The organism is Pseudomonas sp. S2_H10 (genome assembly GCF_054668285.1).
Window position 1 is genome coordinate 3108224 of sequence record NZ_CP162754.1, and the last position, 24718, is coordinate 3132941.

The window sequence follows — 24718 nt, forward strand, 5'->3', positions numbered from 1 at the left end:
TTCCTGCGCTACGTCCATGTGAAGTAGATTAGCTGTGGATCCAATTTGCTTCTATGGGAGAACAGCAGCACGTTATGTAAGAGAATGCTTACAAAGCATTACTTCATCAAAATTGTCCTGCATCCAGCAGGAACAACGACTCGCTACCGGCCTTCACCGATGCGCTCAACGAGTGAATCCGCGGCAGCAGACGGGCGAAATAGAAGCGCGCCGTGCCCAGTTTGCTCGCGTAGAAATCGTCTTGCGCTTCCTTGCCGAAAGCCGCCTTGGCCATCAGGGCCCACATGTAGGCGTAAGCCACATAGCCGAAGACCTGCAGATACTCGACCGACGCCGCGCCGATTTCGTTCGGATTGGTCTTGACCCGATCCAGCAACCACGCGGTCAGCTCATCGAGAGTGGTCACTGCGTCGTTCAGCGGTTTGGTGAATTCGCCGAGGTCCGCGCTGGCGGTTGCCGTGAAGTGGCGAATCTCGTCGGCGAACAGGTTGTAGAACGCCCCGCCGCTGCCGACGATCTTGCGCCCGACCAGGTCCAGCGCCTGAATGCCGTTGGTGCCTTCGTAGATCTGGGTGATGCGCACGTCACGCACCAGTTGCTCCTGGCCCCATTCACGGATGTAACCGTGGCCGCCGAAGACCTGTTGGCCGTGTACGGTGGTTTCCAGGCCGAGGTCGGTCAGGAACGCCTTGGCCACCGGGGTCAGCAATGCCACCAGGTCTTCCGCACGCTTGCGGGTGACGGCGTCTTCGCTGAACTTGGCGGTGTCCAGTTGCATCGCCACGTAGGTGGAGAACGCACGGCCACCTTCGTTCGAGGCTTTCATGGTCAGCAGCATGCGACGCACGTCCGGGTGGACGATGATCGGGTCAGCCACTTTGTCCTTGTTCTGCGCGCCGGTGGGCGAACGGCTTTGCAGACGGTCACGGGCGTATTCCACGGCGTTCTGGTACGAGCGCTCGCCCGTGGCCAGGCCCTGGATACCGACGCCCAGTCGCTCGTAGTTCATCATGGTGAACATCGCCGCCAGGCCTTTGTTCGGCTCGCCGACCAGGTAACCCACGGCTTCGTCGAAGTTCATCACGCAGGTCGCGGACGCCTGGATGCCCATCTTGTGTTCGATCGAGCCGCAGTTGGCCGGGTTGCGCGCGCCCAGGCTGCCATCGGCATTGACCATGAACTTCGGCACCAGGAACAGCGAAATGCCTTTCGGACCCGCCGGTGCATCCGGCAGCTTGGCCAGCACCAGGTGGATGATGTTTTCGGTGAGGTCGTGTTCGCCACCGGTGATGAAGATCTTGGTGCCGCTGACCTTGTAGGATCCGTCGGCCTGAGGCTCGGCCTTGGTGCGAATGATGCCCAGGTCCGTACCGGCGTGTGGCTCGGTCAGGCACATGGAACCGGCCCAGATGCCGGCATACATGTTCGGCAGGTACGCGGCTTTCAGCTCTTCGCTGGCGTGGGCATTGATCGACAGGCAGGCGCCGGCGGTCAGCATCGGATACAGACCGAACGACAGGCTGGCAGAGTTGACCATTTCTTCGACCTGGGCCGAAACGGCTTTGGGCATGCCCATGCCGCCGTAGGCCGGATCGCCACCGACACCGACCCAGCCGCCTTCAGCGTAGGTCTGATAGGCCTGTGGGAAACCTGCCGGCGTGGTGACGGCACCGTCCGCCCAATGGCAACCTTCTTCGTCGGCGGCACGGCTCAGCGGTGCGATGCTTTTGCTGGTGACTTTACCGGCTTCTTCCAGGATGGCTTCGACCGTTTCTGCGTCGACGGTTTCAGCCAGTGCAGGCAGTTCGGCCCAGAGTTTGGCGACCTCGAAAACTTCATTGAGGACGAAGCGCATATCGCGCAGGGGCGCTTTGTAGTCAGCCATGGCAAACCTCGCAAGATCTATACAGGTGATTCACAGGAAGAGTGTTTTCGTTGGGTCGGAGTGTACCTCAACAACTTTTGCGACACATAGGGTCAGCTCATGACCGTTTTGTTATTTTTAGTCATTTGAATGTGTAGGAGCGAGCTTGCTCGCGAAAAACCCAAAGACGCCACGGGCATCTGGATTTACGCGTTTTCGTTGACGACCATCGCGAGCAGAGTTCGCTCCTACAGAGGGCGATGTCAGAGCGCAAACATCTGCGCCGGCAACTGCATCAGGCAATCGCTGCCCGCTTCGATGGCTGCCCGATGAGCGGCAGTGCGAGGCAACAGACGCTTGAAGTAAAACTCGCTGGTCGCCAGTTTGGCCCTGCAGAAGTCGCCATCGCCGCTGCCCGCATCGAGCTGCGCCTGTGCCACCAGCGCCATGCGCAACCACAGGTACCCGAGAACGATGTAACCGCTGTACATCAGGTAATCCACCGAGGCGGCACCCACCTCGTCCGGGTTTTTCATCGCCGCCATACCAATCTTGGTGGTCAACTCACCCCACTGTTGATTCAGTTGATTGAGCTGCGCCACATACCCGGCCAGTTGCGGATGTTCGGCGTTCGCCGCGCAGAACTTGTGGACGATTTTGGTAAACCCGCGCAGCAGCTTGCCCTGGCTGCCGAGTACCTTGCGCCCCAGCAAGTCCAGCGCCTGGATGCCGTTGGTGCCCTCATAGATCGGTGCGATCCGGCAGTCGCGCACCAGTTGCTCCATGCCCCATTCGCGAATGAACCCATGGCCGCCAAACACCTGCATGCCGTGGTTGGTCACCTCCAGCCCGGTGTCGGTCATGAAGGCTTTGCAAATCGGTGTGAGAAACGCCAGCAAGTCTTCGGCATCCTGACGCGCCGTTTCATCCGGGCTCGAGTGTGCAACGTCGAGTAACTGCGCGGTGAAGTAGGTCAGCGCGCGGTTGCCTTCGTTGAAGGCTTTCATGGTCAGCAACATCCGTCGCACATCAGGGTGCACGATGATCGGGTCGGCGGCTTTTTCCGGCGCTTTCGGGCCGGTCAGCGAACGCATCTGCAAACGGTCGTTGGCGTATTTGATCGCGCCCTGGAAGCTCGCCTCGCCCAGACACAAACCTTGCATGCCGGTGCCCAGCCGCGCGTGGTTCATCATGGTGAACATGCAGTTCAGGCCCTTGTTCGGCTCACCGATCAAAAAGCCCTTGGCCTCGTCGAAGTTCAGCACGCAGGTGGCCGAAGCCTTGATGCCCATCTTGTGTTCGATCGAACCGCAGGACACGCCATTGCGCTCGCCCGCTTCGCCCGCCGCATCGGGCAGGTACTTGGGCACGATGAACAGCGAAATGCCCTTGGTCCCGGCTGGTGCGTCCGGCAATTTGGCCAGCACCAGGTGAATGATGTTGGCGCTCATGTCGTGCTCGCCGGCGGAGATGAAGATCTTGCTGCCGGAAATCGCATAGCTGCCATCGGCCGCAGGCACGGCGCGGGTCTTGATGATGCCCAGGTCGGTGCCGCAATGGGCTTCGGTCAGGCACATGGTGCCCGTCCATTGGCCAGCGGTGAGCTTCTTCAAATAGGTCCGCTTTTGCTCCTCGGTGCCATGGGCGTGGATCGCCGACATCGCACCGTGGGTCAGGCCGGGGTACATGCCCCATGAGGTGTTGCTGGAACCGACCATCTCGCTGATGACCAGACCAAGAGAGATCGGCAAGCCTTGACCGCCGTAAGCCGGATCCGCCGCCAGGCCATGCCAGCCGCCCTCGACATACTGGGCGAAGGCCTGCTTGAAGCCCGCCGGCGTGGTGACCACGCCATTGTCGAAATGGCAGCCTTCTTCATCGCCACTGCGGTTGAGCGGCGACAGCACGTTTTCGCAGAACTTCGCCCCTTCCTCGAGGATCGCGTTGACCATGTCCGGGCTGGCATCGGTGGCCCCCAGCGCGGCGTAGTTGCTGTGAAAGTCGAAGACGTGGTCGATCAGAAAGCGCATGTCGCGCAAGGGAGCTTTGTATTCGGGCATGGTCATTCTCCGTCGGCAGATTTCTCCAACCTACTGCTGCCGACCACGCCTCACAATCACTTTGCGCTCGCTGAATGCGCCATCATCACTCAACCGTAGCGGCGTCCATGCGCACCGCGCCACGGCGGTTCTGCCCGAACGCCATCACGCAGTTGCGCCCCGCGCCCTTGGCGCTGTAGAGCGCCTGGTCAGCGGACTTGAGCACCTCTTCCGGGGTGCGTTGGTCGATCCGTTCGGCCACGCCGATACTGACTGTCACCGACACGCTCGACGCCCCGGAACCGGCACGCCGCTGGCGCCCCTGGCTGTCGTCCTGCGGGCGGTTTTCCTGATTGCGCAGCTGAATGTTGTACGTGGCGATGGACTCGCGGATGACCTCCAGGTGCGGCATGCATTCCTCGAGGGTCTTGCCTGCAAACACCAGGGCGAATTCCTCGCCGCCATAGCGATACGCCTTACCGCCCCCGCCGATTTTCGACAGTTTGCTGGCCACCAGCCGCAGCACCTGGTCGCCGACGTCGTGGCCATGGGTGTCGTTGAATTTCTTGAAGTGGTCGACGTCGCTCATCGCCAACACATAGTTGCGCCCCAACCGTTGCATGCGTTCATTCAGCGCACGACGCCCCGGCAGCCCGGTCAGTTCGTCACGGAAGGCCATTTGATAGGCTTCGTGGGCAACGGCGGCGGCGATCATCAGCATCACCTGGCTGCACATGATGTTCAGCGTGAACGGCAGGATGAAGGTTTTCGGCAACATCCAGAACAACCCGAGCAGCCCCACCAGTTGCGCGGCATGCAGCGGTCGCGGGTTGCGCCAGTACTGCCAGGCCAGCAGCAAGAACGCGGCGATGAACACCGGATAGGACAACTGGATCAGGCTCATCCAGGCGCCATGCAAAGCGGGCCAGCGGATCTCCGACAACCAGATCAGCAGCGCATGTGGATAACTTTGCTCAAGCCCCAGCGCCACGCTGCCGACTGCCAGCAATACGGCGAAACGCGCCACCATGTCCTGGAACAGATGGGTGCGCTCCTGCCAGGCCGCGAACACACCAAACAACAAGGGCAGCAGCAGGCAACACAGGTGAAAGACCACGGCGGCATCGTCACGCACCTTGCCGTTGTCGCGGTAATAGTCGGTCTGGGTGTCGAGCAGGAAGTAGCCGATGTACACCGTGACCATCAGAAACAGTTCGCGCTGGCGTCGGTACACCGCGCAATAGGCGCCACCGAGCAGCAACACCAGGGTCGGCAGCACGTTGAACAGCGAGGTGAAAAAGACGTTCAGATCCTTGATGTATGCAGCCGCAAGCCCCGCCAGCAACAGCAGTAAAGACGGCAGGAAATGACTGAAACGCACAGCGGAAGAACGCAACAAGGGTAAAGCTCCGACCCGTCAGACCAATAGATGGCAATGTGCCCACTACTGTAACGGCAGAAACCTCGATTTGCTGAGTGAAATACTGAGGTATTTGAAAAAGGGCGCCACTGGCGGCCATCAGTCGCCAGTGGCGCAAGGGGAAAACCTCTTACAGATCGTTGTTGAACGGTTGCAGCGGACCCTCCAGACGTGTGCGACCTTCCGCACCGACCGGTCTGAGCTGGATGTCGGCGTCCTGTGCCTGCCGGGTAGTGATCTTCGGACTGGCCGGTTTTTGCCCGACCGAGTTTTCATCACCCTTTTCGCCCTGTGGCAGTACCAGCGAAGGATGATCAAACGGCGCCCGCTCCCACGCCACTCGCGGATCGGTGAGCCCGACCTCCATGAACTTGACCAGCGCATCCACCTCATCCGGGGTCAGGTTCAGCCGGGTCATGTCCGGATCAAGATTGGAGCCGTTGTGCTGATTGACCGCAGGGTGCTCGAAGCCACTGGTATTGCTGGCATCTTCGCCACGCCGGTCGCCGCCGCGGTTGTAGAACTCCATCACCTGCTGCAGCGTTGCGCGACTACCGTTGTGGAAGTACGGCCCGGTCAACGCGATGTTGCGCAAGGTCGGCGTCTTGAAGGCGCCATCGACCGAGTCGCGGAAACCGACTTTGGGCTTGAGCGTCGCATCACAAGGTATGGCCGGACTCAAGGGCGCTTCGAAGGTGCACACATCAACTTCCAGCGGGTCAGGGATCTGGCCGCCCTGGAGCAAGGTGTTGTACTCGCGAGTGAAAGACAGCGGATTGCCCCAGGCATCCGTCCCGCCGAGTGCCAGGTCTTCCGAGGTCGGACGCACCCCTGTGTTGTAGAAGCCGTTGTCATAGAGCGTGGTCAGGTTGTCGGCCATGACCATCCGCTCGATACGCTCACGCGGGTGGAAGAGCAAGCGGCTTCCGGCGTTGGTCAACTCCGCGCCACCGTGGCAACTGACGCATTTGCCTTTGCCCAGGAACAGCTTCATGCCCTGGACCTGCTGCTCATTCATTGCGGTGTGATCACCCTGTAAGTAGGCATCCAGCGGCGCCTGGTCCGAGATCAGCGTGGACTCATACAACTGAATCGCCAACCCGAAGAACAGCGGGAAGTTCGCCTCCATCTGGGTGTATGGCGCGCCGCCCAGCGAGACCTGCTGCGTGGCATTCCACAGGCGCGGCTGGAACGCGTTTTTGATCAGTTCACGGTAAGTCGGCCGACGGGCACCGGAAACCGGCCCGAGTACCGAATCGCTGGACGAGATCCGTTGCTGCTTGAGCATCAAGGTGTCGAGCATGCGTCGGCCGATATCAGCGAAGGTACGCCCGCCGCAGGACATTTCCACCGGGCTGCCGGGAGGCCCTACCGCTTGCGAGGCGGCGGAGGCATCCTTGAGCGCCAGCCTGACCTTGGTCGCCACGCCACCGCGATCGCCGGTCACGAAAATCCCGGCGTCAGGGTCGCGATTGCCGAACGGTGAGAAACCGTTGAAGACGTTATTGGCCCGGCCATCCCAGAAGTTGCGCACGTTGAACGCGGCGTTGATCACCGTGGGTGCGTTGCGCCCGGTGCTGCGGCGAACGTTGATGCCGCCCACCTGGAAGATGCCGTCCGGTTGCTGGACGCACTTGTCGAAACGCGCCTGATGGGGCTTGACGAAGTTGGCGTCGAACACGCCTTGCGAACCGATCACATCGTCAGTCGAGAAGAGAATCGCCGAATTGCGATCCAGCGGATTGGCCAGCACATGGGTCGGGAAGTCGCTTTTCTTCAGCAGATAGTTCGGACCACCCTTGCCACCGGATTTGGTGGTGTAGGTCGGTACATCGCCCGGAATGTCGGAGGCGGTGAACGGTTTGTTGAAGATTGAGGAGACGTTCGCGTTGGTGTTCGCCTGGCCCGGGTTGATCTGGTTGGTGGTGCGGTGATCGACACCCGCGTGGAAGTGGCAGGACGCACAAGCGGTAGAGCCGTCACTGCCGATCTCCATGTCCCAGAACAGTGCCTTGCCCAGCAGCACTGCCGCCGGGCGATTGAGCACGTAGTCGGTCATCAGGTCGACTTTGCGCCCGCCTTCGGTTCCAGAAGGGTCGGGCGGCAGCAGCCCACGCAGCGATTGCAGAGTGGGCACGTCCGGTACGGGCGGATCGACCGCGACCGGGTCAGCAGCCTTGGCACTCACGACCGGTAGACCGATGGCCAATAGAGCGCCCGCCATCGCACAGGCAAAACGGGTAATTCGAAAGAGGCTCAAGTACTTGACCATCATGACACTCTCGATTCAGTAGGGAGTCGCCAGAATCCGTAATTATCCTGTTGGAAGATGAACTCATCGCCGAAACTTTGCTGCTTGCACGAATAGTTACCCCTACTCGAAATCGCTCGGGCAAGGCGAAGCTTGGCTGAAAAAGTACTCTCTTGGCTCAGGCTTGATTAAGACATTGCTCTGTCGCACCGACGGGTGCACTTAACTACACTCTAGCTGTAACAAAACATTTCAACAGAAAAAAACAATAATTTTTTATCCAGGCCTGCACAATAAAAACTGTGTTTGCAAAAACACCTGACAACACAAAAAAACTAAGACTAAAGACTGACCTCACATTTGGTTAACTTTCCCCCAATACTGGGTAACGCCCCCAGAGCCTTGCATAAAACGGCTCACACAAGAATCTTAAGCCAATGTTTTCAAAGCTAAATATATGTTCAGATTAATGCTTGAGAATTTGGCAGAGCAATTGCTTACTCATACTTCGCCGGGGCTAACGGCACTTACAATAATCGCCTGCAAGCCCAGACAATCAATAGGAGCCAACCATCACAAAACACAACTATTCCGCGCGTGCGCAAGTTGCACAGCGCGAGCTATGGGTTTTATTTAATATCAACACAAAACCACACGACCCATACTTCGATAAATTTTCTTGCGATTCCTTTTCGCCCAGAGTAGATATAGACAACATTTCTCATTCAGCACTTAGGACAGAACGCACCGCGCAAGTATCTAAACTTCACTTCGCACACTCCCTAACTTGGGCATGTATCCCCCCCTATGTTGGTGGATATTAATCCCGCAGTGTTGAGCGCAGTTCCATCCTTGGCCGCGCAGTCCGCATTCCAAGTGCATTGGCGGCTACTTGTATCAAATTGCTTCATAGCAGGCACGACAACTGCTTTGTACACCTCAGGCTCAAGGAATGTCTCTCGCGATTGCGCCCGTAACCGGCCGACGCAACGCAGGTTGAAAGCATCCAGAGGGAAAGTGTCGGGCCATACGCAGGCACTTGTCCGGTGGATCGAGCCCCAATTCGACACCCACGGCTTTGCGCTTTTCTTGCGCAGGATTCAGCGCATCAGCAGAGCTGCGAGTCGACTGGCCGGCCACTGGTCCTGCAATATTCTGGAGAGATCCATGAACCTATCCTTGTACGAAAAAACGCCCGCCATACCGCTGCTCCACAAACGATCCAACAGCATCTTCGGTCGTCATGCCCTGCTCGCCACTGCCGTTGCCGTCGCACTGGCCATTGGTGGTGGCGCAGATGCATTTGCCAAAAACGGAGCTGGCGGTGGTGGTGGCGGTGGTGGCGGCGGCGGGACTGCCAAGCCCCCAGCAGGGGCGACCTCGCCGTTCACGACACCCACACTGCCCGATCCGGTTTTTACAGACCCGACTGCGATTCATGGGTTCGACGTTACAGGCTTTATCCAGAACATGACGCTCGATCCCACCAATGTGAATTGCCCTGGCACCACTGACCCTGGCCGATATGGAGGTACCGTCCAACTGAACGGCGTAACGATTACCGTCCCTTGCAATACGGTCCTGCAAATGCCAGCCAATACCCTGACCTGGGCCGAGTTCGTCAGGGGCGGTACGCTGGCGCTCAACAAGGGACCGACTTCCTATCCGTCGTTCGAGATCCACGTGGTAGGTAACTCTGTGTCCAACAAACAAATAGCCGGGCTGATTTTTGTCTCCCAGCAAGCCGCGAATGCTGGTAGTGGGATCATTACCCGCATCGACTACACCAACGGCAACATCGAAGTTGACAGCGGTAATCCTCTGCTGCCCACGATCCTACAGATCAACGACCCGAATGGACGTTTTGGCCGCGCTCAAAGCCCCGACCCACGTTTCTCCGTCGATGATGCAAACCCGACTATCCACGCCGCAACCGGGTACCCGATGTGCGTGCCGCGCACGATTTCCGGGGACGATGCACTCTGCCCACAAAAAAACCGGCCAAAAGCGGTAACTCCGACCACGACCAACAACTGCCGCAACTTCGCCCAGGCGGGCGTAACGCCTCCGGCCAGCGGAGACCTTTCTCCTCCGGTGACGGGACAGACCTATTGCAGCCAATACGTCATGAAGAGACTCAGCGATGCTTCGCGTACGGCGACGGACCCCGACCCGTCTCAACAGGCCCCCTTCGAAGTCGGCGACTTCATCAGTTGGGCCGGCACCTTGTTCAAGTCCGCGACAACGGGGGCCCCGGACTTCATCTCTGCGCACACGATTGAGGCCAACGTGGGGATCTACACTCAGCCCGGTTCCCAACCGAGCTATCTATCTATCGGGGAATTTGGTGTCGGTACTGCCGACCCAGCGGTAACAGCAATCGGCGGTGGCGCCCAGGAAACCCAGGACCGGATTTTCCTTGAAGCTTCAACCACCGACATCAAGACCCCGGTCGACATTTATCTGATCGATGTCAACCCAACGACTGGCGCACAAACCAACCGCTGGGTTACACCCTATGAGATGACGGGTGAGTGCAATCCTGCGCTGGCCCTTGCGACCAGTTGCCTGGGCGCCACGGGTGGCATTACCACACAGAACACGGGCCCTCAGCCACAACGCGCCAGAGTTCGGGCGACCAAGGCACCCGCCGGGCTCTTGAGCCAGCCAACGCGTACCCTGCGGGTCGTTGCACGCTCAATGTGCGTTCCACAGCAAACGCTCTCGCAAGCGGGCGTGGACAGCTGCATCCAGAACGCTAGCAGGCTGACCGTAGCCAACGGGCTGGTCGCTGGGCAGTATGTGGCGCCGGTGTTTGAGTTCATCTTTCCGGAAGGCGTCAAGCCTGGTGATCCTGTTGTCCCGAACGACTTCTGGCATCTACCATTCATACGTAACGGAGAAGGCGCCAATACACCCGGAGGTGTCGGTCCTCTGGCTCCAACGCCATGGTGATCCGGGTCTGGTGACTGAGCAAAAAAAACCGCCGCTTCCGAAAAGGAGCGGCGGTTTTTTGAAGTACTTCGTTAAGGCTTAGTAGCCCAGGTCGAAGTTCTCTTCTTTCATGTCCATCAGGTTGTTGGCGCCCGACAGCATGGTTACAACGTGAGTGCGGGTACGCGGCAGGATGCGCTGGAAGTAGAAGCGCGCAGTTTGCAGCTTGGCGGTGTAGAACGCCTCTTCGGAAGTGCCGGCAGCCAGTTTCTCGGCAGCCAGGCGCGCCATGTCAGCCCAGAAGTAGGCCAGGCAGGCGTAACCGGAGTACATCAGGTAGTCCACGGAGGCCGCGCCGACTTCTTCGCGATCTTTCATGGCGGCCATACCGACCTTCATGGTCAGCTCGCCCCATTCCTTGTTCAGTGCAGCCAGCGGAGCGACGAACTCTTGAACCGCTTCGTTGCCTTCGTTGGTCTGGCAGAACTTGTGGACGATCTTGGTGAAGCCTTTCAGGGCCTCGCCTTGGGTCATCAATACTTTACGGCCCAGCAGGTCGAGTGCCTGGATACCGGTGGTGCCTTCGTACAGCATCGAAATGCGGCTGTCGCGAACGTTCTGCTCCATGCCCCACTCGGCGATGAAGCCGTGGCCGCCATAGATCTGCACGCCGTGGTTGGCCGATTCGAAACCGACTTCGGTCATGAAGGCTTTGGCGATAGGAGTCATGAAGGCCAGCAGTGCGTCGGCTTTTTTCTTCTCTTCTTCGTCGACGCCGTATTTGACGATGTCGACCTGTTTGGCGGTGAAGTAAACCATTGCACGGTTGCCTTCGGCGAATGCCTTCATGGTCAACAGCATGCGGCGTACGTCAGGGTGCACGATGATCGGGTCAGCGGCTTTGTCCGGCGCTTTCGGGCCAGTCAGCGAGCGCATTTGCAGACGGTCGCGAGCGTATTTCAGGCCGCCCTGGAAACCCACTTCAGCGTGGGCCAGGCCTTGCAGCGCGGTACCCAGGCGTGCGGTGTTCATGAAGGTGAACATGCAGTTCAGGCCTTTGTTCGCCGGGCCGATCAGGAAACCGGTAGCGCCGTCGAAGTTCATCACGCAGGTGGCGTTGCCGTGGATGCCCATCTTGTGTTCCAGGGAACCGCAAGACACGGCGTTACGCGCGCCCACCGAACCATCGGCGTTCGGCATGAACTTCGGCACGATGAACAGGGAGATGCCTTTGGTGCCGGCCGGTGCATCCGGCAGGCGGGCCAGGACGATGTGGACGATGTTGTCGGCCATGTCGTGTTCACCGGCCGAGATGAAGATCTTGGTGCCGGAGACTTTGTAGGAACCGTCGGCCTGAGGTTCGGCCTTGGTGCGCAGCATGCCCAGGTCGGTGCCGCAGTGCGGTTCGGTCAGGCACATGGTGCCGGTCCATTCGCCAGTCACCAGCTTGGTCAGGTAAGTGTGCTGCTGATCAGGGGTGCCGTGCTCGGAGATGGTGTTCATCGCACCGTGCGACAGGCCCGGGTACATGCCCCACGACCAGTTGGACTCGCCGACCATTTCGCTGATCGCCAGACCCAGGGACTCCGGCAGGCCTTGGCCGCCGTGCTCTACGTCGTGAGCCAGGCTTGGCCAGCCGCCTTCGACGAATTGCTTGTAGGCCTCTTTGAAGCCAGTCGGGGTCTTAACGCCGGACTCGCTCCAGGTGCAACCTTCGAGGTCGCCCACACGGTTCAGCGGAGCCAATACCTGCTCACAAAACTTGGCGCCTTCCTCGAGAATGGCGTCAACCATGTCCGGGGTTGCGTCGGCGCAAGCCGGAAGGCTCTGATAGTGCGCTTCGTAGCCGAGCAGTTCGTCACGAACGAAGCGAATATCACGCAAGGGGGCCTTGTAGTCAGGCATAGCGATAAACCTCTGCTGATGTAACCGGGAATGAACGACCGCATGGATTTGTTGTTGCGATCAAACAGTTGTTTGAAACATACGTTTACGCCGAAATCTTGTCAAGCGTCGATCTTTTGCCGTTCGTCCCCACCTGTCCAGGTATCAGGCACGTGACCACGCAGTCGTTTTTTCAACGCATCCGGCCATGCAAAAAAGATTAGTTGAGGAAGAAGGGCTTACGCAGAAAAACGCCGCGAACAAGCGCGGCGTTTGAGAGGTGGTCCAGCGAGCAATCAGGCGTAGGTATCGATCAGGGTTCCGAGCACTTCGTCGGCTGCCTTGGCGACTTTCACGCCCAGCTCCGCCTGAATCTTGCCTTGGGACATCTCGACCACGCTACTGGCCAGGTCCGATTGCTGGCTACGGTCGACCGAACGCAAACGATCGACCTGCGCCTCGGAGGACTGGCTGGTGACCGAACGCTCGATGGTGGTGTTGGCGATCTGCCCGGCGGCTTGATCGATACGGTTCTGCCCAGTCTGAAGGGTGCTCAGACCGGCATAAAAAGCGGTGTTTCCTGAGATTTCCATGGGAGAACTCGTCCTTTCAAAGGATCAACGATGCCCATTGAAGCAGAGTGATCGGCAAAACACCCGACAAAAACACTAATGGCACAGTGCCCTGTCATAGGCAAAGCCTAGTCGAGCAGATCCAGCTGGAGATGTTCGGCCACGGCTTCAGCCGTGACTGATTTGAGTTTCGGCACACGCCCCAGGCATGGAGCCGGCAGGCGCTCGGCGAGCGTCGCGAGGTTTTCTTCAAGCCGCGAGGTTTTCGGGTCGATGATGTTTGCCACCCACCCGGCCAATTGCAGGCCGTCCCGCGCAATCGCTTCGGCCGTCAACAACGCATGGCTGATGCAACCCAGGCGCACGCCGACCACCAGTATGACCGGCAGCTTCAAGGCGATTGCCAGGTCGGACAGATTGTCCTGATCCGCCAAGGGTACGCGCCAGCCGCCGGCGCCTTCGATCAGCGTGAAATCCGCCTGCAGCCCCAGAATCTGCCGCATCGGCGCCAGCAACGACTGCACCGTCAGCGCCACGCCCGCCTCTCGCGCCGCCAGGTGCGGGGCGATGGCCGGCTCGAACGCCACCGGGTTGACCTGTGCATAGGTCAGCGGCAGCGAACACTGCGCCAGCAAGGCCAGCGCATCGGCGTTGCGCAGGCCTTTGGGCGTCACATCGCAACCGGAAGCGACCGGTTTGCCCGCCGCTGTGCTCAACCCCGCCGAACGCGCCGCATGCAGCAGCCCGGCGGCGACTGTGGTTTTACCGACATCCGTATCCGTGCCGGTGATGAAATAGGCTGCGCTCATAAGGGTTTCTCCAAAACGGCGTACACCACTTGATAAGTCGCCGGCAGCCCCCGGGCCTGACGAAACTGCTCATAAGCCTCGATCAACCCCATGATCCGCGCGCGGCCGGTCAAGCCGCCCGGCCGACCGGGGTTGAGGTTGTGCGCGCCCAGCGCCTTGAGCTCATGGGTCAGGCTGCGCACGTCCGGGTAATGCAGCACATGCGCAACGTTTTGCAGGCTGACCGTCCTCAAGCCGCTGGCCGCACACAACTGCTGATAAACACCAAACTCCCGGAAGCGATTGACGTGCACCATGCCATCGACTTCGCGCCAGCTGTCGCGCAATTCAAACAAGGTCCCTACACACAGACTAGCAAACGCGAAAACGCCACCCGGTTTCAGCACTCGAAAGGCTTCACTGAGCACCGCTTCGAAGTCCGCGCACCACTGCACCGCCAGGCTGGAGAAGATCAGGTCGCAGGTCGAATCCTGCAGCGGCAAACGTTCGGCATCGCCGGCCACGAAGTGCGTGGCACCGCCCAATGGCCGGGCGTGGTTGAGCATGCCTTCGGCGATGTCCAGCGCCACGCCGTGACTGCCCGCAAATTGCTCACCCAGGGCACGACTGAAATACCCGGTGCCACAGCCAAGATCCAGCCAGCGCTGCGGGACGAAGTCCTGCGCCAGGCGCCCGAGCAATTGGCTGCCGACATCGCGCTGCAGCTCGGCCACGCTGTCGTAGCTGGCCGCCGCGCGGGAGAAAGACGCGGCTACCTGACGCTTGTCGGGCAAGCCGCCGGGCAGTTTGGGGAAGGAAAGATCAGTCATCGCCGCACTCATGCAAGAAGGCCTGGATCGCCCCCGCCACACCGTGGGGGTCTTCCAGGAGAAACGCGTGGCTGGCCTGCTCAATCAGACCGATTTCGACATCCGGCAGCAATGCCAGCAACTCGCCCGCCGCTTCCGCCGGCACCAGCCCATCGAGGCCGGCGAACAAATGCAGTTGCGGGCCGCGGAAAGATTGCATTGCCTGGCGGGTATCCAGTTGCGCCAGCACCTGCAGGCCACTGAGCAACACCGGCGCGGCAGTGTTCGGAGCGCCACCGAGCAACAATCTCGACAATCCGCGCGGGTCTTCGGCGCCCTGGGCGCAAAGCAGTGAAAAGCGTTTCAAGGTCGCTCGCGGGTCGGCTGCACATCCGCTCAGAAACGCATCGAAGGTTTCCCCGGACATGGCGGCTGCCCATTGTTCATGAGCGACAAAAGAAGCGTTGCTGGCCAGCGTAAACACGCCACAGCAGCGATCGCCCCGCCGGGCCGCCAGTTCGCAGGCGAGCATGCCGCCCAGTGACCAGCCACCCAACCAGGCGTCCTGCGGCAATGTCGAATCGAGCTCATCGAGCCATTCTTCAAGATCGCTCGACTCCAGGTCGGGCAATGGCTCGATCTCGACGCGCAGGCGCTCATCCAGGCCGCTCAACGCCGCCGCCAGAGGCTCCAGCGGTGAAACGCCAAGGCCCCAACCGGGCAGCAGAATCAGACGATCACGCATGGCTTGGCTCCGGCTGCAGTTGTTGAAAACAATCGGCCAGTGCGTTTAACAATAGCTGTACCTGAGCTTCGCTGTGTGCAGCCGTCAGCGTGACCCGCAGTCGGGCGCTGCCGGCGGGCACGGTCGGCGGGCGAATCGCGGTCACCATCAACCCGCGTTCACGCAGCATTTGCGAAAGACGCACCGCGCGCCCGGCGTCGCCGATCATGATCGGCTGGATCGGCGTGGAGCTGTCCATGAGCTCCAGGCCAATCTGTTCGGCACCGTCACGGAACTGGCGGATCAGCGTCTGCAAATGCTCGCGCCGCCAGTGTTCGCTGCGCAGCAGCTCCAGGCTCTTCAGGGTAGCGCAGGCCAGCGCCGGTGGCTGGCTGGTGGTGTAGATGTAGGGGCGGGCGAACTGGATCAGGCTCTCGATCAACTCTTCGCTACCGGCGACAAAAGCGCCTGCCGTACCGAAGGCCTTGCCGAGGGTGCCGACCAGCACCGGAACGTCATCCTGGCTCAAACCGAAATGTTCGACGACGCCGCCACCGTTGGCACCCAGCGGGCCGAATCCATGGGCATCGTCGACCATCAGCCAGGCACCTTTGGCCCTGGCCTCGCGGGCCAGCGCCGGCAAGTCGGCGATATCGCCGTCCATGCTGAACACACCGTCGGTGACGACCAGCGTATTGCCGGTGGCTTTTTCCAGGCGTTTGGCCAGGCTCGCCGCGTCGTTGTGCAGATAACGGTTGAACCGCGCGCCGGACAACAGCCCCGCGTCGAGTAGCGACGCATGATTGAGCCGGTCTTCGAGCACCGTATCGCCCTGCCCCACCAGCGCCGTGACCGCGCCGAGGTTGGCCATGTAGCCGGTGGTGAACAGCAGCGCACGCGCACGACCGGTCAGCTCGGCCAGGGCTTCTTCCAGTGCGTGGTGCGGGCTGCTGTGGCCGATGACCAGATGCGATGCCCCGCCACCCACGCCCCACTTCGAAGCACCGGCACGCCAGGCTTCGATCACTTGCGGATGATTGGCCAGGCCCAGGTAGTCGTTGTTACAGAACGCCAGCAGCGGCTGGCCATCGACCACCACTTGCGGCCCCTGCGGGCTTTCGAGCAGCGGACGCTGGCGGTAGAGGTTTTCGGCACGACGGGCAGCAAGGCGTGCGGCGAGATCGAAAGACATGCAGGCCTCGAAAGTCAGATCGTAGGAGCCGGCTTGCTGGCGATGGCTTCGCCTCGGTCTATCTGGATAGCCGTGGTGACGCCATCGCCAGCAAGCCGGCTCCTACAGGTTCAGCGTTGATTAGACGGCAGCGTTATAGAACTGCTCGCTGCTCTTCTGCTCCACCAGCGCCTGTTCGATCGCGGCCTGATGCACCTCGTCGGCGTGCTCTTCGCGGGCTTCCGGCAAAATGCCCAGGCGCGAGAACAGTTGCATGTCCTTGTCGGCCTGCGGGTTGGCGGTGGTCAGCAGTTTGTCGCCGTAGAAAATCGAGTTGGCGCCGGCGAAGAAGGCCAGGGCCTGCATCTGTTCGTTCATCGCTTCGCGGCCGGCGGACAGGCGCACGTGGGATTGCGGCATCAGGATGCGCGCGACGGCGAGCATGCGGATGAAGTCGAAAGGGTCGACGTCGTCGGCATTTTCCAGCGGCGTACCGGCAACTTTCACCAGCATGTTGATCGGCACCGACTCCGGATGCTCCGGCAGGTTGGCCAGCTGGATCAGCAGGTTGGCGCGGTCGTCCAGCGACTCGCCCATGCCGAGGATGCCGCCGGAACAGATCTTCATCCCGGAATCACGCACGTAGGCCAGGGTTTGCAGGCGTTCGCCGTAGGTGCGGGTGGTGATGATGCTGCCGTAGAACTCCGGCGAGGTGTCGAGGTTGTGGTTGTAGTAGTCGAGGCCGGCCTTGGCCAGCGCTTCGGTCTGATCCTGATCCAGGCGACCGAGGGTCATGCAGGTTTCCAGACCCAGGGCTTTCACGCCTTCGACCATCTTCAGAACGTAAGGCATGTCCTTGGCCGACGGATGCTTCCACGCCGCGCCCATGCAGAAGCGGGTCGAACCGATGGCCTTGGCGCGAGCGGCCTCTTCGAGGACCTTCTGCACTTCCATCAGTTTTTCTTTTTCCAGCCCGGTGTTGTAGTGACCGGACTGCGGACAATATTTGCAATCTTCCGGGCAGGCGCCGGTTTTGATCGACAGCAAGGTGGAAACCTGGACGCGGTTGGCGTCGAAATGCGCGCGGTGCACCGTCTGCGCCTGGAACAGCAGGTCGTTGAATGGCTGAACGAAGAGTGCTTTGACTTCGGCCAAAGTCCAGTCATGACGCAGGGTTGCAGTGGTGCTGGCGCTCATGGGCGTTTCCTTTGAATTATGCTTTGGCTTGCGGCTGGGTAATGGAATGTCACAGTCGCCTCACAGATGTTTCGGCATATTTAAGGAAGAGCGATGCGCTGTCAACCGCGATACGAAGGACCGGTTTACATCTGGTCAAGAAACAAACAATCATGTCTTTTGTGCGATGAACCGGCCGACGGCATCCAGCCTGTCTGCACGGCCTGCGAAACCGAGTTGCCCTGGCTCGGTGATCACTGCCAGACCTGCGCCCTGCCGCTCCCGGCCGCGGGCCTGACTTGCGGCCATTGCCTGAGGCTGCCGCCCGCCTTCGAACAGGTGATTGCACCCTGGACCTACAGCTTTCCGGTAGACAGCCTGATCACCCGCTTCAAACACAACGCGAAGTGGCCGTTTGGCCGCCTGCTCGCCGAACTTCTCGCTCAATTCCTGCAACATCGCTTCGAAGAAGATCTGCAGCGACCCGAGCTGCTGATGCCGGTACCGCTGGCCAACCGGCGCCTGCGCCAGCGCGGGTTCAATCAGGCGGCGATGCTGGCCCACTGGTTGAGTGATGCCCTGGAGATTCCTTGCGACGAACGGTTGCTGCTGCGAACCCAGGACACCGATGCCCAACAGGCCTTGAACGCCGAAGCCCGCCTGAAGAACCTGCGCAACGCTTTCGCCTTGGCACCCGGCGCCGTCGTCAAAGGCCGGCACCTGGCCCTGGTCGACGACGTACTCACCACCGGTGCCACGGCCCAGGCTCTGGCTCGCCTGCTGATGGACGCCGGGGCGGCGAGGGTCGACGTCTATTGCCTGGCCCGCACACCCAAACCCGGCGAAACTCCCTGACTTGACTCGCAGGGCCCAAGCGGCCAACGTCCCCACCATCGTCACAGCCCAAAGCGACTTGCCATGTCCTTGCCTACCTTGTTGTCCCAGCACATTGTCCGCCGCCCGCAGCGCATCGCCCTGCTGCAGCACATCGCCGAACAGGGCTCGATCACCCGCGCGGCAAAGAGCGCGGGCCTGAGCTACAAGGCTGCCTGGGATGCGATCGATGAACTGAACAACCTGGCGCAGAAGCCGCTGGTGGAGCGGATAGTCGGTGGCAAGGGCGGTGGGGGCGCGCGCCTGTCCATCGAAGGCGAACGAGTGTTGCGGCTGTACCAGAAGCTGCAAGCCTTGCAGGCTCAAGTGCTGGAAGCCGCCGAAGACGCGAGCGACCTCGACCTGCTGGGGCGCCTGATGCTGCGCACCAGCGCGCGCAATCAGTTGCACGGCAAGGTGATGGCGATCGAGCCTCAGGGGCGCAACGACCTGATTCGCCTCGAAGTCGCCGAGGGCCTGATCGTTGATGCGCAAATCACCCACGACAGCACCGAGCGCCTGGAGCTGCAAATCGGCACCGAAGTCGTGGCACTGATCAAGGCCGGCTGGCTCGATGTGCTGGAAATCGATTCCGCCGAAACGCAGGGAAACAACTGTCTGAAAGGCACCATCGAGAAAATCCTCGACGCCGACGATGGCCCCAGCGAAGTGCGCATCATCCTGCCCAACGGTCTGACACTCTGCGCCCTGGACGAGCCGGAGCATTTACAGGCATTGGGGCTGACGTGCGGCAAACCGGTGCGCGTGGAGTTCTCGCCATCCAGGGTTCTGCTGGGTACGCCGCTTTAAGCAAACTGCAACAAAAGGTTCATTACTCATCATTAAGGTGTCTGCAAAACCGCAGGGAGCCTGAAATGAGCCTATTAGAAGAAAACCAGTCCACAGACCTCGAAACCATGGTCGGTCTCAGCCGTCGCGGCTTCATCAGCGCAGGTGCCCTGTGCGGCGCCGCGATGTTCCTCGGCGGCAGTCTGCTGAGCCGCAGCGTGATGGCCGCCAGCGTCAGCGCCGGTAACAGCCAGTTGCTGGGCTTTGACAGCATTGCCGCCGCCACCAGCGACGCCATCACCCTGCCAGCGGGCTACAAGTCCTCGGTGCTGATCAGCTGGGGCCAGCCTCTGCACAAGGACGGCCCGGCGTTCGATCCGAGCGGCAACGGCAGCGCCGAACATCAGGAAGCCCAGTTCGGCGACAACAACGACGGCATGAGCCTGTTCGAATTCCCGGGCGAAAAAGACCGGGCGCTGATGGCGATCAACAACGAATACACCAACTACCGCTACCTCTACGCCCACGGCGGCATGCCGCAATCGGCGCAGGAAGTGCGCAAGGCGCTGGCCTGCGAAGGTGTGTCGGTGATTGAAGTGCAGCGCAAGAACGGCCAATGGCAATTCGTCCAGGGCTCGCGCTACAACCGCCGCATTCACGGCAATGCGCCGATCACCATGAGCGGTCCGGCTTCCGGTCACGCACTGCTGAAAACCAGCGCCGACCCGCACGGCAAGAACGTTCTCGGCACCTTCCAGAACTGCGCCAACGGCAAGACGCCGTGGGGCACCTACCTGACCTGTGAAGAGAACTTCACCGACTGCTTCGGCAGCAGCAACGCCGAGCAGAAATTCGACCCGGCGCAGAAACGCTACGGCGTGGTGGCCACCAGCAAAGAGATCAACTGGCACCCGCACGACGAGCGCTTCGACATGGCGAAGAACCCCAACGAACTCAACCGTCACGGCTGGGTGGTGGAGATCGATCCGTTCGATCCGAAATCGACGCCGGTCAAACGCACGGCCCTGGGACGCTTCAAGCACGAAAACGCCGCCCTGGCCGAAACAGCAGACGGCCATGCCGTGGTGTACATGGGCGACGACGAGCGTGGTGAGTTCATCTACAAATTCGTCAGCCGCGACAAGATCGACCACAAGAACCCCAAGGCCAACCGTGACATTCTCGATCACGGCACCCTGTACGTTGCGCGTTTCGATGCCGGCGACGGCAACGCCGATCACCCCAAAGGCCAGGGCGAATGGATTGAACTGACCCACGGCAAAAACGGCATCGACGCCAGCAGCGGTTTTGCCGATCAGGGCGAAGTGCTGATCCACGCGCGTCTCGCCGCCAGTGTGGTGAAAGCCACGCGCATGGACCGCCCGGAATGGATCGTGGTCAGCCCCAAGGATGGCCAGGTTTACTGCACGCTGACCAACAACGCCAAGCGCGGCGAAGACGGACAACCGGTGGGCGGGCCGAACCCGCGCGAGAAAAACGTCTACGGGCAGATTCTGCGCTGGCGCACCGAACGCGACGATCACGCCTCGCACACCTTTGCCTGGGACCTGTTTGTGGTGGCCGGCAACCCGACCGCGCATGCCGGCACGCCAAAGGCCGGCTCGTCGAACATCACACCGCAGAACATGTTCAACAGCCCGGACGGCCTGGGTTTCGACAAGGCCGGACGCTTGTGGATTCTCACCGATGGTGATGTGAGCAACGCCGGCGACTTTGCCGGCATGGGCAACAACCAGATGCTCTGTGCCGATCCGGTCACCGGCGAGATTCGCCGCTTCATGGTTGGCCCCGTAGGTTGTGAAGTGACGGGGATCAGCTTCTCGCCGGACCAGAAAACCCTGTTTGTCGGGATTCAGCATCCGGGTGAAAACGGCGGCTCGACCTTCCCCGAGCACCTGCCCAATGGCAAGCCGCGGTCTTCGGTGATGGCCATTTCGCGGGAAGATGGCGGGATCGTCGGCGCCTGACAGGCCCTCATCGCGAGCAAGCTCGCTCCCACAGGATTGGCGCGATTTCAAATCTGGCGCATGACCTGTGGGAGCGAGCTTGCTCGCGATGGCGTCAGCACAAACAACGCACATCTCAAGCCCACCCCCTAAAGCCCCGCCGTCTGCGCTACCATGCCTGGCCGGACGCAGCAGCCTGCTGCGCGCAGGAGTCAGCATGGCCCACCCGTTTGAAACCCTTACGCCAGACCTCGTGCTCGATGCCGTCGAAAGCATCGGCTTTCTCAGCGACGCGCGCATCCTGGCGCTCAACAGCTACGAGAACCGCGTCTATCAGGTCGGTATCGAAGACGCCGAGCCACTGATCGCCAAGTTCTACCGGCCGCAACGCTGGACCAACGAAGCGATCCTGGAAGAGCACCAGTTCACCGCCGAACTCGCCGACTGCGAGGTGCCGGTCGTGGCGCCGTTGATTCACAACGGTGAAACCCTGCACGAACACAACGGATTCCGTTTCACCCTGTTCCCCCGCCGCGGCGGCCGCGCACCGGAGCCGGGCAACCTCGATCAACTGTATCGCCTGGGCCAGTTGCTCGGGCGCTTGCACGCGGTGGGCTCGACCCGGCCGTTCGAGCACCGTGAAGCGCTGGCGGTGAAAAATTTCGGCCACGATTCACTCAAGACCCTGCTCGACGGCAACTTCATCCCCCGCAGCCTGCTGCCGGCCTACGAGTCGGTGGCCCGTGATCTGCTCAAGCGTGTGGAAGATGCCTACAGCAACACGCCCCACCAGAACATCCGCATGCACGGTGACTGTCACCCCGGCAACATGATGTGCCGCGACGAGATGTTCCATATCGTCGACCTCGACGACTGCCGCATGGGCCCGGCGGTCCAGGACATCTGGATGATGCTCGCCGGCGATCGTCAGGATTGCCTGAGCCAGTTGTCGGAACTGATGGACGGATATAACGAATTCCACGACTTCGATCCCCGTGAACTGGCGCTGATCGAACCACTGCGCGCCCTGCGCCTGATGCACTACAGCGCCTGGCTCGCCCGCCGCTGGGAAGATCCGGCGTTCCCCCGCAGCTTTCCGTGGTTCGGCACCGAGCGTTATTGGGGGGACCAAGTGTTGGCGTTGCGCGAGCAACTGGCCGCGCTCCAGGAAGAACCACTGAAACTCTTCTGACCCACCCGCCCCCTGTAGGAGCGAGCCTGCTCGCGATGGACGCAAGGGCAACGCGTTTATCCAGACAGCACGCGTTATCGTTGACGTTCATCGCGAGCAGGCTCGCTCCTACAGGTATCGATGTTCACAAATGACCTACCTATTCAGTCAGGACATTCGCAGACAAATCTCCTTACAATCCCCTCTTTGTTAGCTGCCTAAGCAAGGATTCTGCATGCAAGCCGCCAACCCGCGTCGCGGGTACATTCTGGGCCTGAGTGCCTACATCATCTGGGGACTTTTCCCGCTCTATTTCAAAGCCATCGCCAACGTGCCCGCCGTGGAAATCATCATCCACCGGGTGCTGTGGTCTGCCCTGTTCGGCGCCTTGTTGCTGATGGTCTGGAAGCACCCCGGCTGGTGGCGCGAGTTGCGGGAGAATCCGCGACGGCTGGCGATCCTGGCCCTGAGCGGTACGCTGATTGCGGCCAACTGGCTGACTTACGTCTGGTCGGTGAACAATGGCCGCATGCTCGAGGCCAGTCTCGGTTACTACATCAACCCGCTGGTGAACGTGTTGCTGGGCATGCTGATCCTCGGCGAACGGCTGCGGCGCATGCAGTGGATTGCCGTCGGCCTGGCGGCGGTGGGGGTGGCGCAACAGGTCTGGCAAGTCGGCAGCCTGCCGTGGGTGTCGCTGGTGCTGGCGCTGACCTTTGGTTTCTACGGGCTGATTCGCAAGCAGGCACCGGTCAAGGCACTGCCGGGGTTGGTGGTGGAAACCTGGATGCTGGTGCCGATCGCCATTGCCTGGTTGCTGTTCAATCCGACCGCCCATAGCGCTCAGGCCGAATTCTGGACCACGTCAGAAGCCTGGTGGCTGGTGGCGGCCGGACCGGTCACGCTGGTGCCGCTGGTCTGCTTCAACGCTGCTGCACGGCATTTGCCCTACACGACACTGGGCTTTCTCCAGTACCTGGCGCCGACACTGGTGCTGCTGCAAGCGGTGCTGCTGTTCGGTGAACACTTGTCGTCCAGCACATTGGTGGCCTTCATCTTTATCTGGGCCGGCCTGGCGGTTTACAGCGTCGATGCGTGGATAAGTTTGCGCCGCCGCAGCTGATCAAAAAACATACAAACCTCCGCAGGCCACATATCTCGTGGCCTGCACCATTCCTTCCCAAGGTTATCCACAGCGTGATCCCCGCCAAATGTGTGCAAGTGGCTGAAACTGCTGGTTTTTTGATCAGATCCTGAAGAACCCCGGCCGGCGTGGGCTGGCGGGGAGTCTCTACAGGTTATCCACAGGCGGGTGCACGTTTAACTTGGATAACCTTTTCAGGGGTCGCTGCGCAGCACCAACTCGACCATCAGATCGTCGGCCAGAGTTTCCAGGCGCGATTGCAGCACGTCCAGCGACAGCGTCAACGGGACGGCAAGAATCGCTTCGGCATGGAACAACGGCTCGCTGCTCATCGGTGCCGGGCGCACTTCGGTGACCAGCCGCTCCAGGTTCACCCCCTGCTCGCTCAACAAGCGGGTGATGTCACGCACGATCCCCGGACGATCATTGCCCACCAGTTCCATGGCAATCGGCTTCCAGGTGCAGGATTGTTCGATACCGCTTTCGGCGATCAACACGCGGATGCCATGGGCGGACAAGCTTTGCAGGGCATCGACCAATTCATCGTAAGCCTCGGCCGGCACGCCCACTCGAAGAATCCCGGCGAATTGCCCGGCCATGCGCGACATGCGGCTTTCCAGCCAGTTGCCGCCATGCTCGGCAATGCATTGGGCAATGCGCTCGACTTGCCCGGGCTTGTCCGGTGCGAAAACGGTGAGTACGAGGTGGTCCATGGCGCGGCCCTCTGGTCATGACTTTTGTTATAGAGAACCAAGTATAGGCAAGGGTTGTTTCTGCGCTGAATCGACTGACGCCATCGCTGGCAAGCCAGCTCCTACAAAATAGCCAAACCCCCTGTAGGAGCCGGCTTGCTGGCGATCCGACACACCGCCGAGCTAAAGCCAGCCAACAAATCGTGTACAACTTTTGATATTTAACTGGAACAATCAACCAGTTTTTTGAGAACATCCTGTTCCGCGCCGTGACCGCAATGCGTCACGGGGTCGCAGAACGACGTGATTAGTCTAATTTTCACAACCGCAATTCATCATGTAGTATGCCGCAGCGCGCACTACATAACGTTGGATCGATGTCTGCCGCAGGCACGTTCGCAACCCTGAAAGCCCTGTCAGCAAGGCCCCAAGCCGTTGATTGGTCCCAAC

Annotated in this window: 18 protein-coding genes; 6 read left to right on the forward strand and 12 right to left on the reverse strand. The window is 60.6% G+C overall.

All coding sequences use genetic code 11. From position 1 onward, the window contains the following. Positions 1 to 106 precede the first annotated feature (106 nt). The 4 genes from AB4O16_RS13930 to AB4O16_RS13945 form a co-directional block, all read right to left on the reverse strand. Entirely contained in the window at positions 107 to 1885 is a 1779-nt protein-coding gene (locus AB4O16_RS13930; protein WP_460157928.1) for an acyl-CoA dehydrogenase C-terminal domain-containing protein, read from the reverse strand. A 242-nt stretch (positions 1886 to 2127) separates the two neighbouring features. Then, complete coding sequence (locus AB4O16_RS13935; protein WP_460157929.1) at positions 2128 to 3924, reverse strand: acyl-CoA dehydrogenase C-terminal domain-containing protein; 1797 nt, start codon at positions 3922 to 3924, stop codon at positions 2128 to 2130. An 85-nt stretch (positions 3925 to 4009) separates the two neighbouring features. Then, on the reverse strand, positions 4010 to 5302 hold the full coding sequence (locus tag AB4O16_RS13940) for a GGDEF domain-containing protein (protein WP_160388429.1): 1293 nt from the start codon (positions 5300 to 5302) through the stop codon (positions 4010 to 4012). Positions 5303 to 5453: 151 nt separating this feature from the next. Beyond that, complete coding sequence (locus AB4O16_RS13945; RefSeq protein ID WP_460158061.1) at positions 5454 to 7595, reverse strand: cytochrome-c peroxidase; 2142 nt, start codon at positions 7593 to 7595, stop codon at positions 5454 to 5456. A gap of 1146 nt (positions 7596 to 8741) precedes the next feature. On the opposite strand from AB4O16_RS13945, the gene AB4O16_RS13950 reads away from it, so the two are divergent. Further along, on the forward strand, positions 8742 to 10529 hold the full coding sequence (locus AB4O16_RS13950; protein WP_460157930.1) for a hypothetical protein: 1788 nt from the start codon (positions 8742 to 8744) through the stop codon (positions 10527 to 10529). 78 nt (positions 10530 to 10607) lie between these two features. Here the strand turns inward: AB4O16_RS13950 and AB4O16_RS13955 are convergent, their stop codons facing one another. The 7 genes from AB4O16_RS13955 to bioB all read right to left on the reverse strand — a co-directional run bounded on the left by AB4O16_RS13955 (position 10608) and on the right by bioB (position 17653). Continuing rightward, positions 10608 to 12413, reverse strand: coding sequence for a phenylacyl-CoA dehydrogenase (locus AB4O16_RS13955; RefSeq protein ID WP_160388431.1), 1806 nt, complete (start codon positions 12411 to 12413; stop codon positions 10608 to 10610). A gap of 275 nt (positions 12414 to 12688) precedes the next feature. Further along, a complete protein-coding gene (locus AB4O16_RS13960) occupies positions 12689 to 12985 on the reverse strand; it encodes a pyrroloquinoline quinone biosynthesis protein PqqE (RefSeq protein WP_160388432.1) in 297 nt (98 codons plus the stop codon). A gap of 107 nt (positions 12986 to 13092) precedes the next feature. Then, on the reverse strand, positions 13093 to 13773 hold the full coding sequence (bioD, locus tag AB4O16_RS13965; RefSeq protein WP_160388433.1) for a dethiobiotin synthase: 681 nt from the start codon (positions 13771 to 13773) through the stop codon (positions 13093 to 13095). Beyond that, positions 13770 to 14582, reverse strand: a complete 813-nt coding sequence (gene bioC, locus AB4O16_RS13970) for a malonyl-ACP O-methyltransferase BioC (RefSeq protein WP_460157931.1) — start codon at positions 14580 to 14582, stop codon at positions 13770 to 13772. The genes bioD and bioC overlap by 4 nt, the downstream gene beginning before the upstream one ends. Next, a complete protein-coding gene (locus AB4O16_RS13975; RefSeq protein WP_160388435.1) occupies positions 14575 to 15306 on the reverse strand; it encodes an alpha/beta fold hydrolase in 732 nt (243 codons plus the stop codon). Before AB4O16_RS13975 ends, bioC begins: the two co-directional genes overlap by 8 nt. Continuing rightward, positions 15299 to 16477, reverse strand: coding sequence for an 8-amino-7-oxononanoate synthase (gene bioF, locus AB4O16_RS13980; RefSeq protein ID WP_460157932.1), 1179 nt, complete (start codon positions 16475 to 16477; stop codon positions 15299 to 15301). The genes AB4O16_RS13975 and bioF overlap by 8 nt, the downstream gene beginning before the upstream one ends. 120 nt (positions 16478 to 16597) lie before the next feature. Then, on the reverse strand, positions 16598 to 17653 hold the full coding sequence (gene bioB, locus AB4O16_RS13985) for a biotin synthase BioB (protein WP_160388437.1): 1056 nt from the start codon (positions 17651 to 17653) through the stop codon (positions 16598 to 16600). A gap of 93 nt (positions 17654 to 17746) precedes the next feature. On the opposite strand from bioB, the gene AB4O16_RS13990 reads away from it, so the two are divergent. The 5 genes from AB4O16_RS13990 (at position 17747) to rarD (ending at position 23555) form a co-directional block, all read left to right on the forward strand. Further along, positions 17747 to 18487 carry a double zinc ribbon domain-containing protein gene (locus tag AB4O16_RS13990; RefSeq protein WP_460157933.1) on the forward strand — a complete coding sequence of 247 codons (741 nt, stop codon included), beginning with the start codon at positions 17747 to 17749 and terminating at the stop codon, positions 18485 to 18487. Between the two features lie 63 nt (positions 18488 to 18550). Then, complete coding sequence (locus AB4O16_RS13995) at positions 18551 to 19315, forward strand: TOBE domain-containing protein (protein ID WP_460157934.1); 765 nt, start codon at positions 18551 to 18553, stop codon at positions 19313 to 19315. Positions 19316 to 19380: 65 nt separating this feature from the next. Beyond that, positions 19381 to 21282: a PhoX family protein gene (locus tag AB4O16_RS14000; protein ID WP_460157935.1), complete on the forward strand. Its 1902-nt coding sequence runs from the start codon at positions 19381 to 19383 to the stop codon at positions 21280 to 21282. A gap of 196 nt (positions 21283 to 21478) precedes the next feature. Then, positions 21479 to 22453 carry a serine/threonine protein kinase gene (locus tag AB4O16_RS14005; protein ID WP_460157936.1) on the forward strand — a complete coding sequence of 325 codons (975 nt, stop codon included), beginning with the start codon at positions 21479 to 21481 and terminating at the stop codon, positions 22451 to 22453. Between the two features lie 214 nt (positions 22454 to 22667). Continuing rightward, positions 22668 to 23555: an EamA family transporter RarD gene (rarD, locus tag AB4O16_RS14010; protein WP_160388442.1), complete on the forward strand. Its 888-nt coding sequence runs from the start codon at positions 22668 to 22670 to the stop codon at positions 23553 to 23555. Between the two features lie 215 nt (positions 23556 to 23770). Here rarD and AB4O16_RS14015 read toward each other — a convergent pair whose 3' ends face one another. After that, on the reverse strand, positions 23771 to 24289 hold the full coding sequence (locus tag AB4O16_RS14015) for a glycine cleavage system transcriptional repressor (protein ID WP_110661080.1): 519 nt from the start codon (positions 24287 to 24289) through the stop codon (positions 23771 to 23773). Positions 24290 to 24718 lie beyond the last annotated feature (429 nt).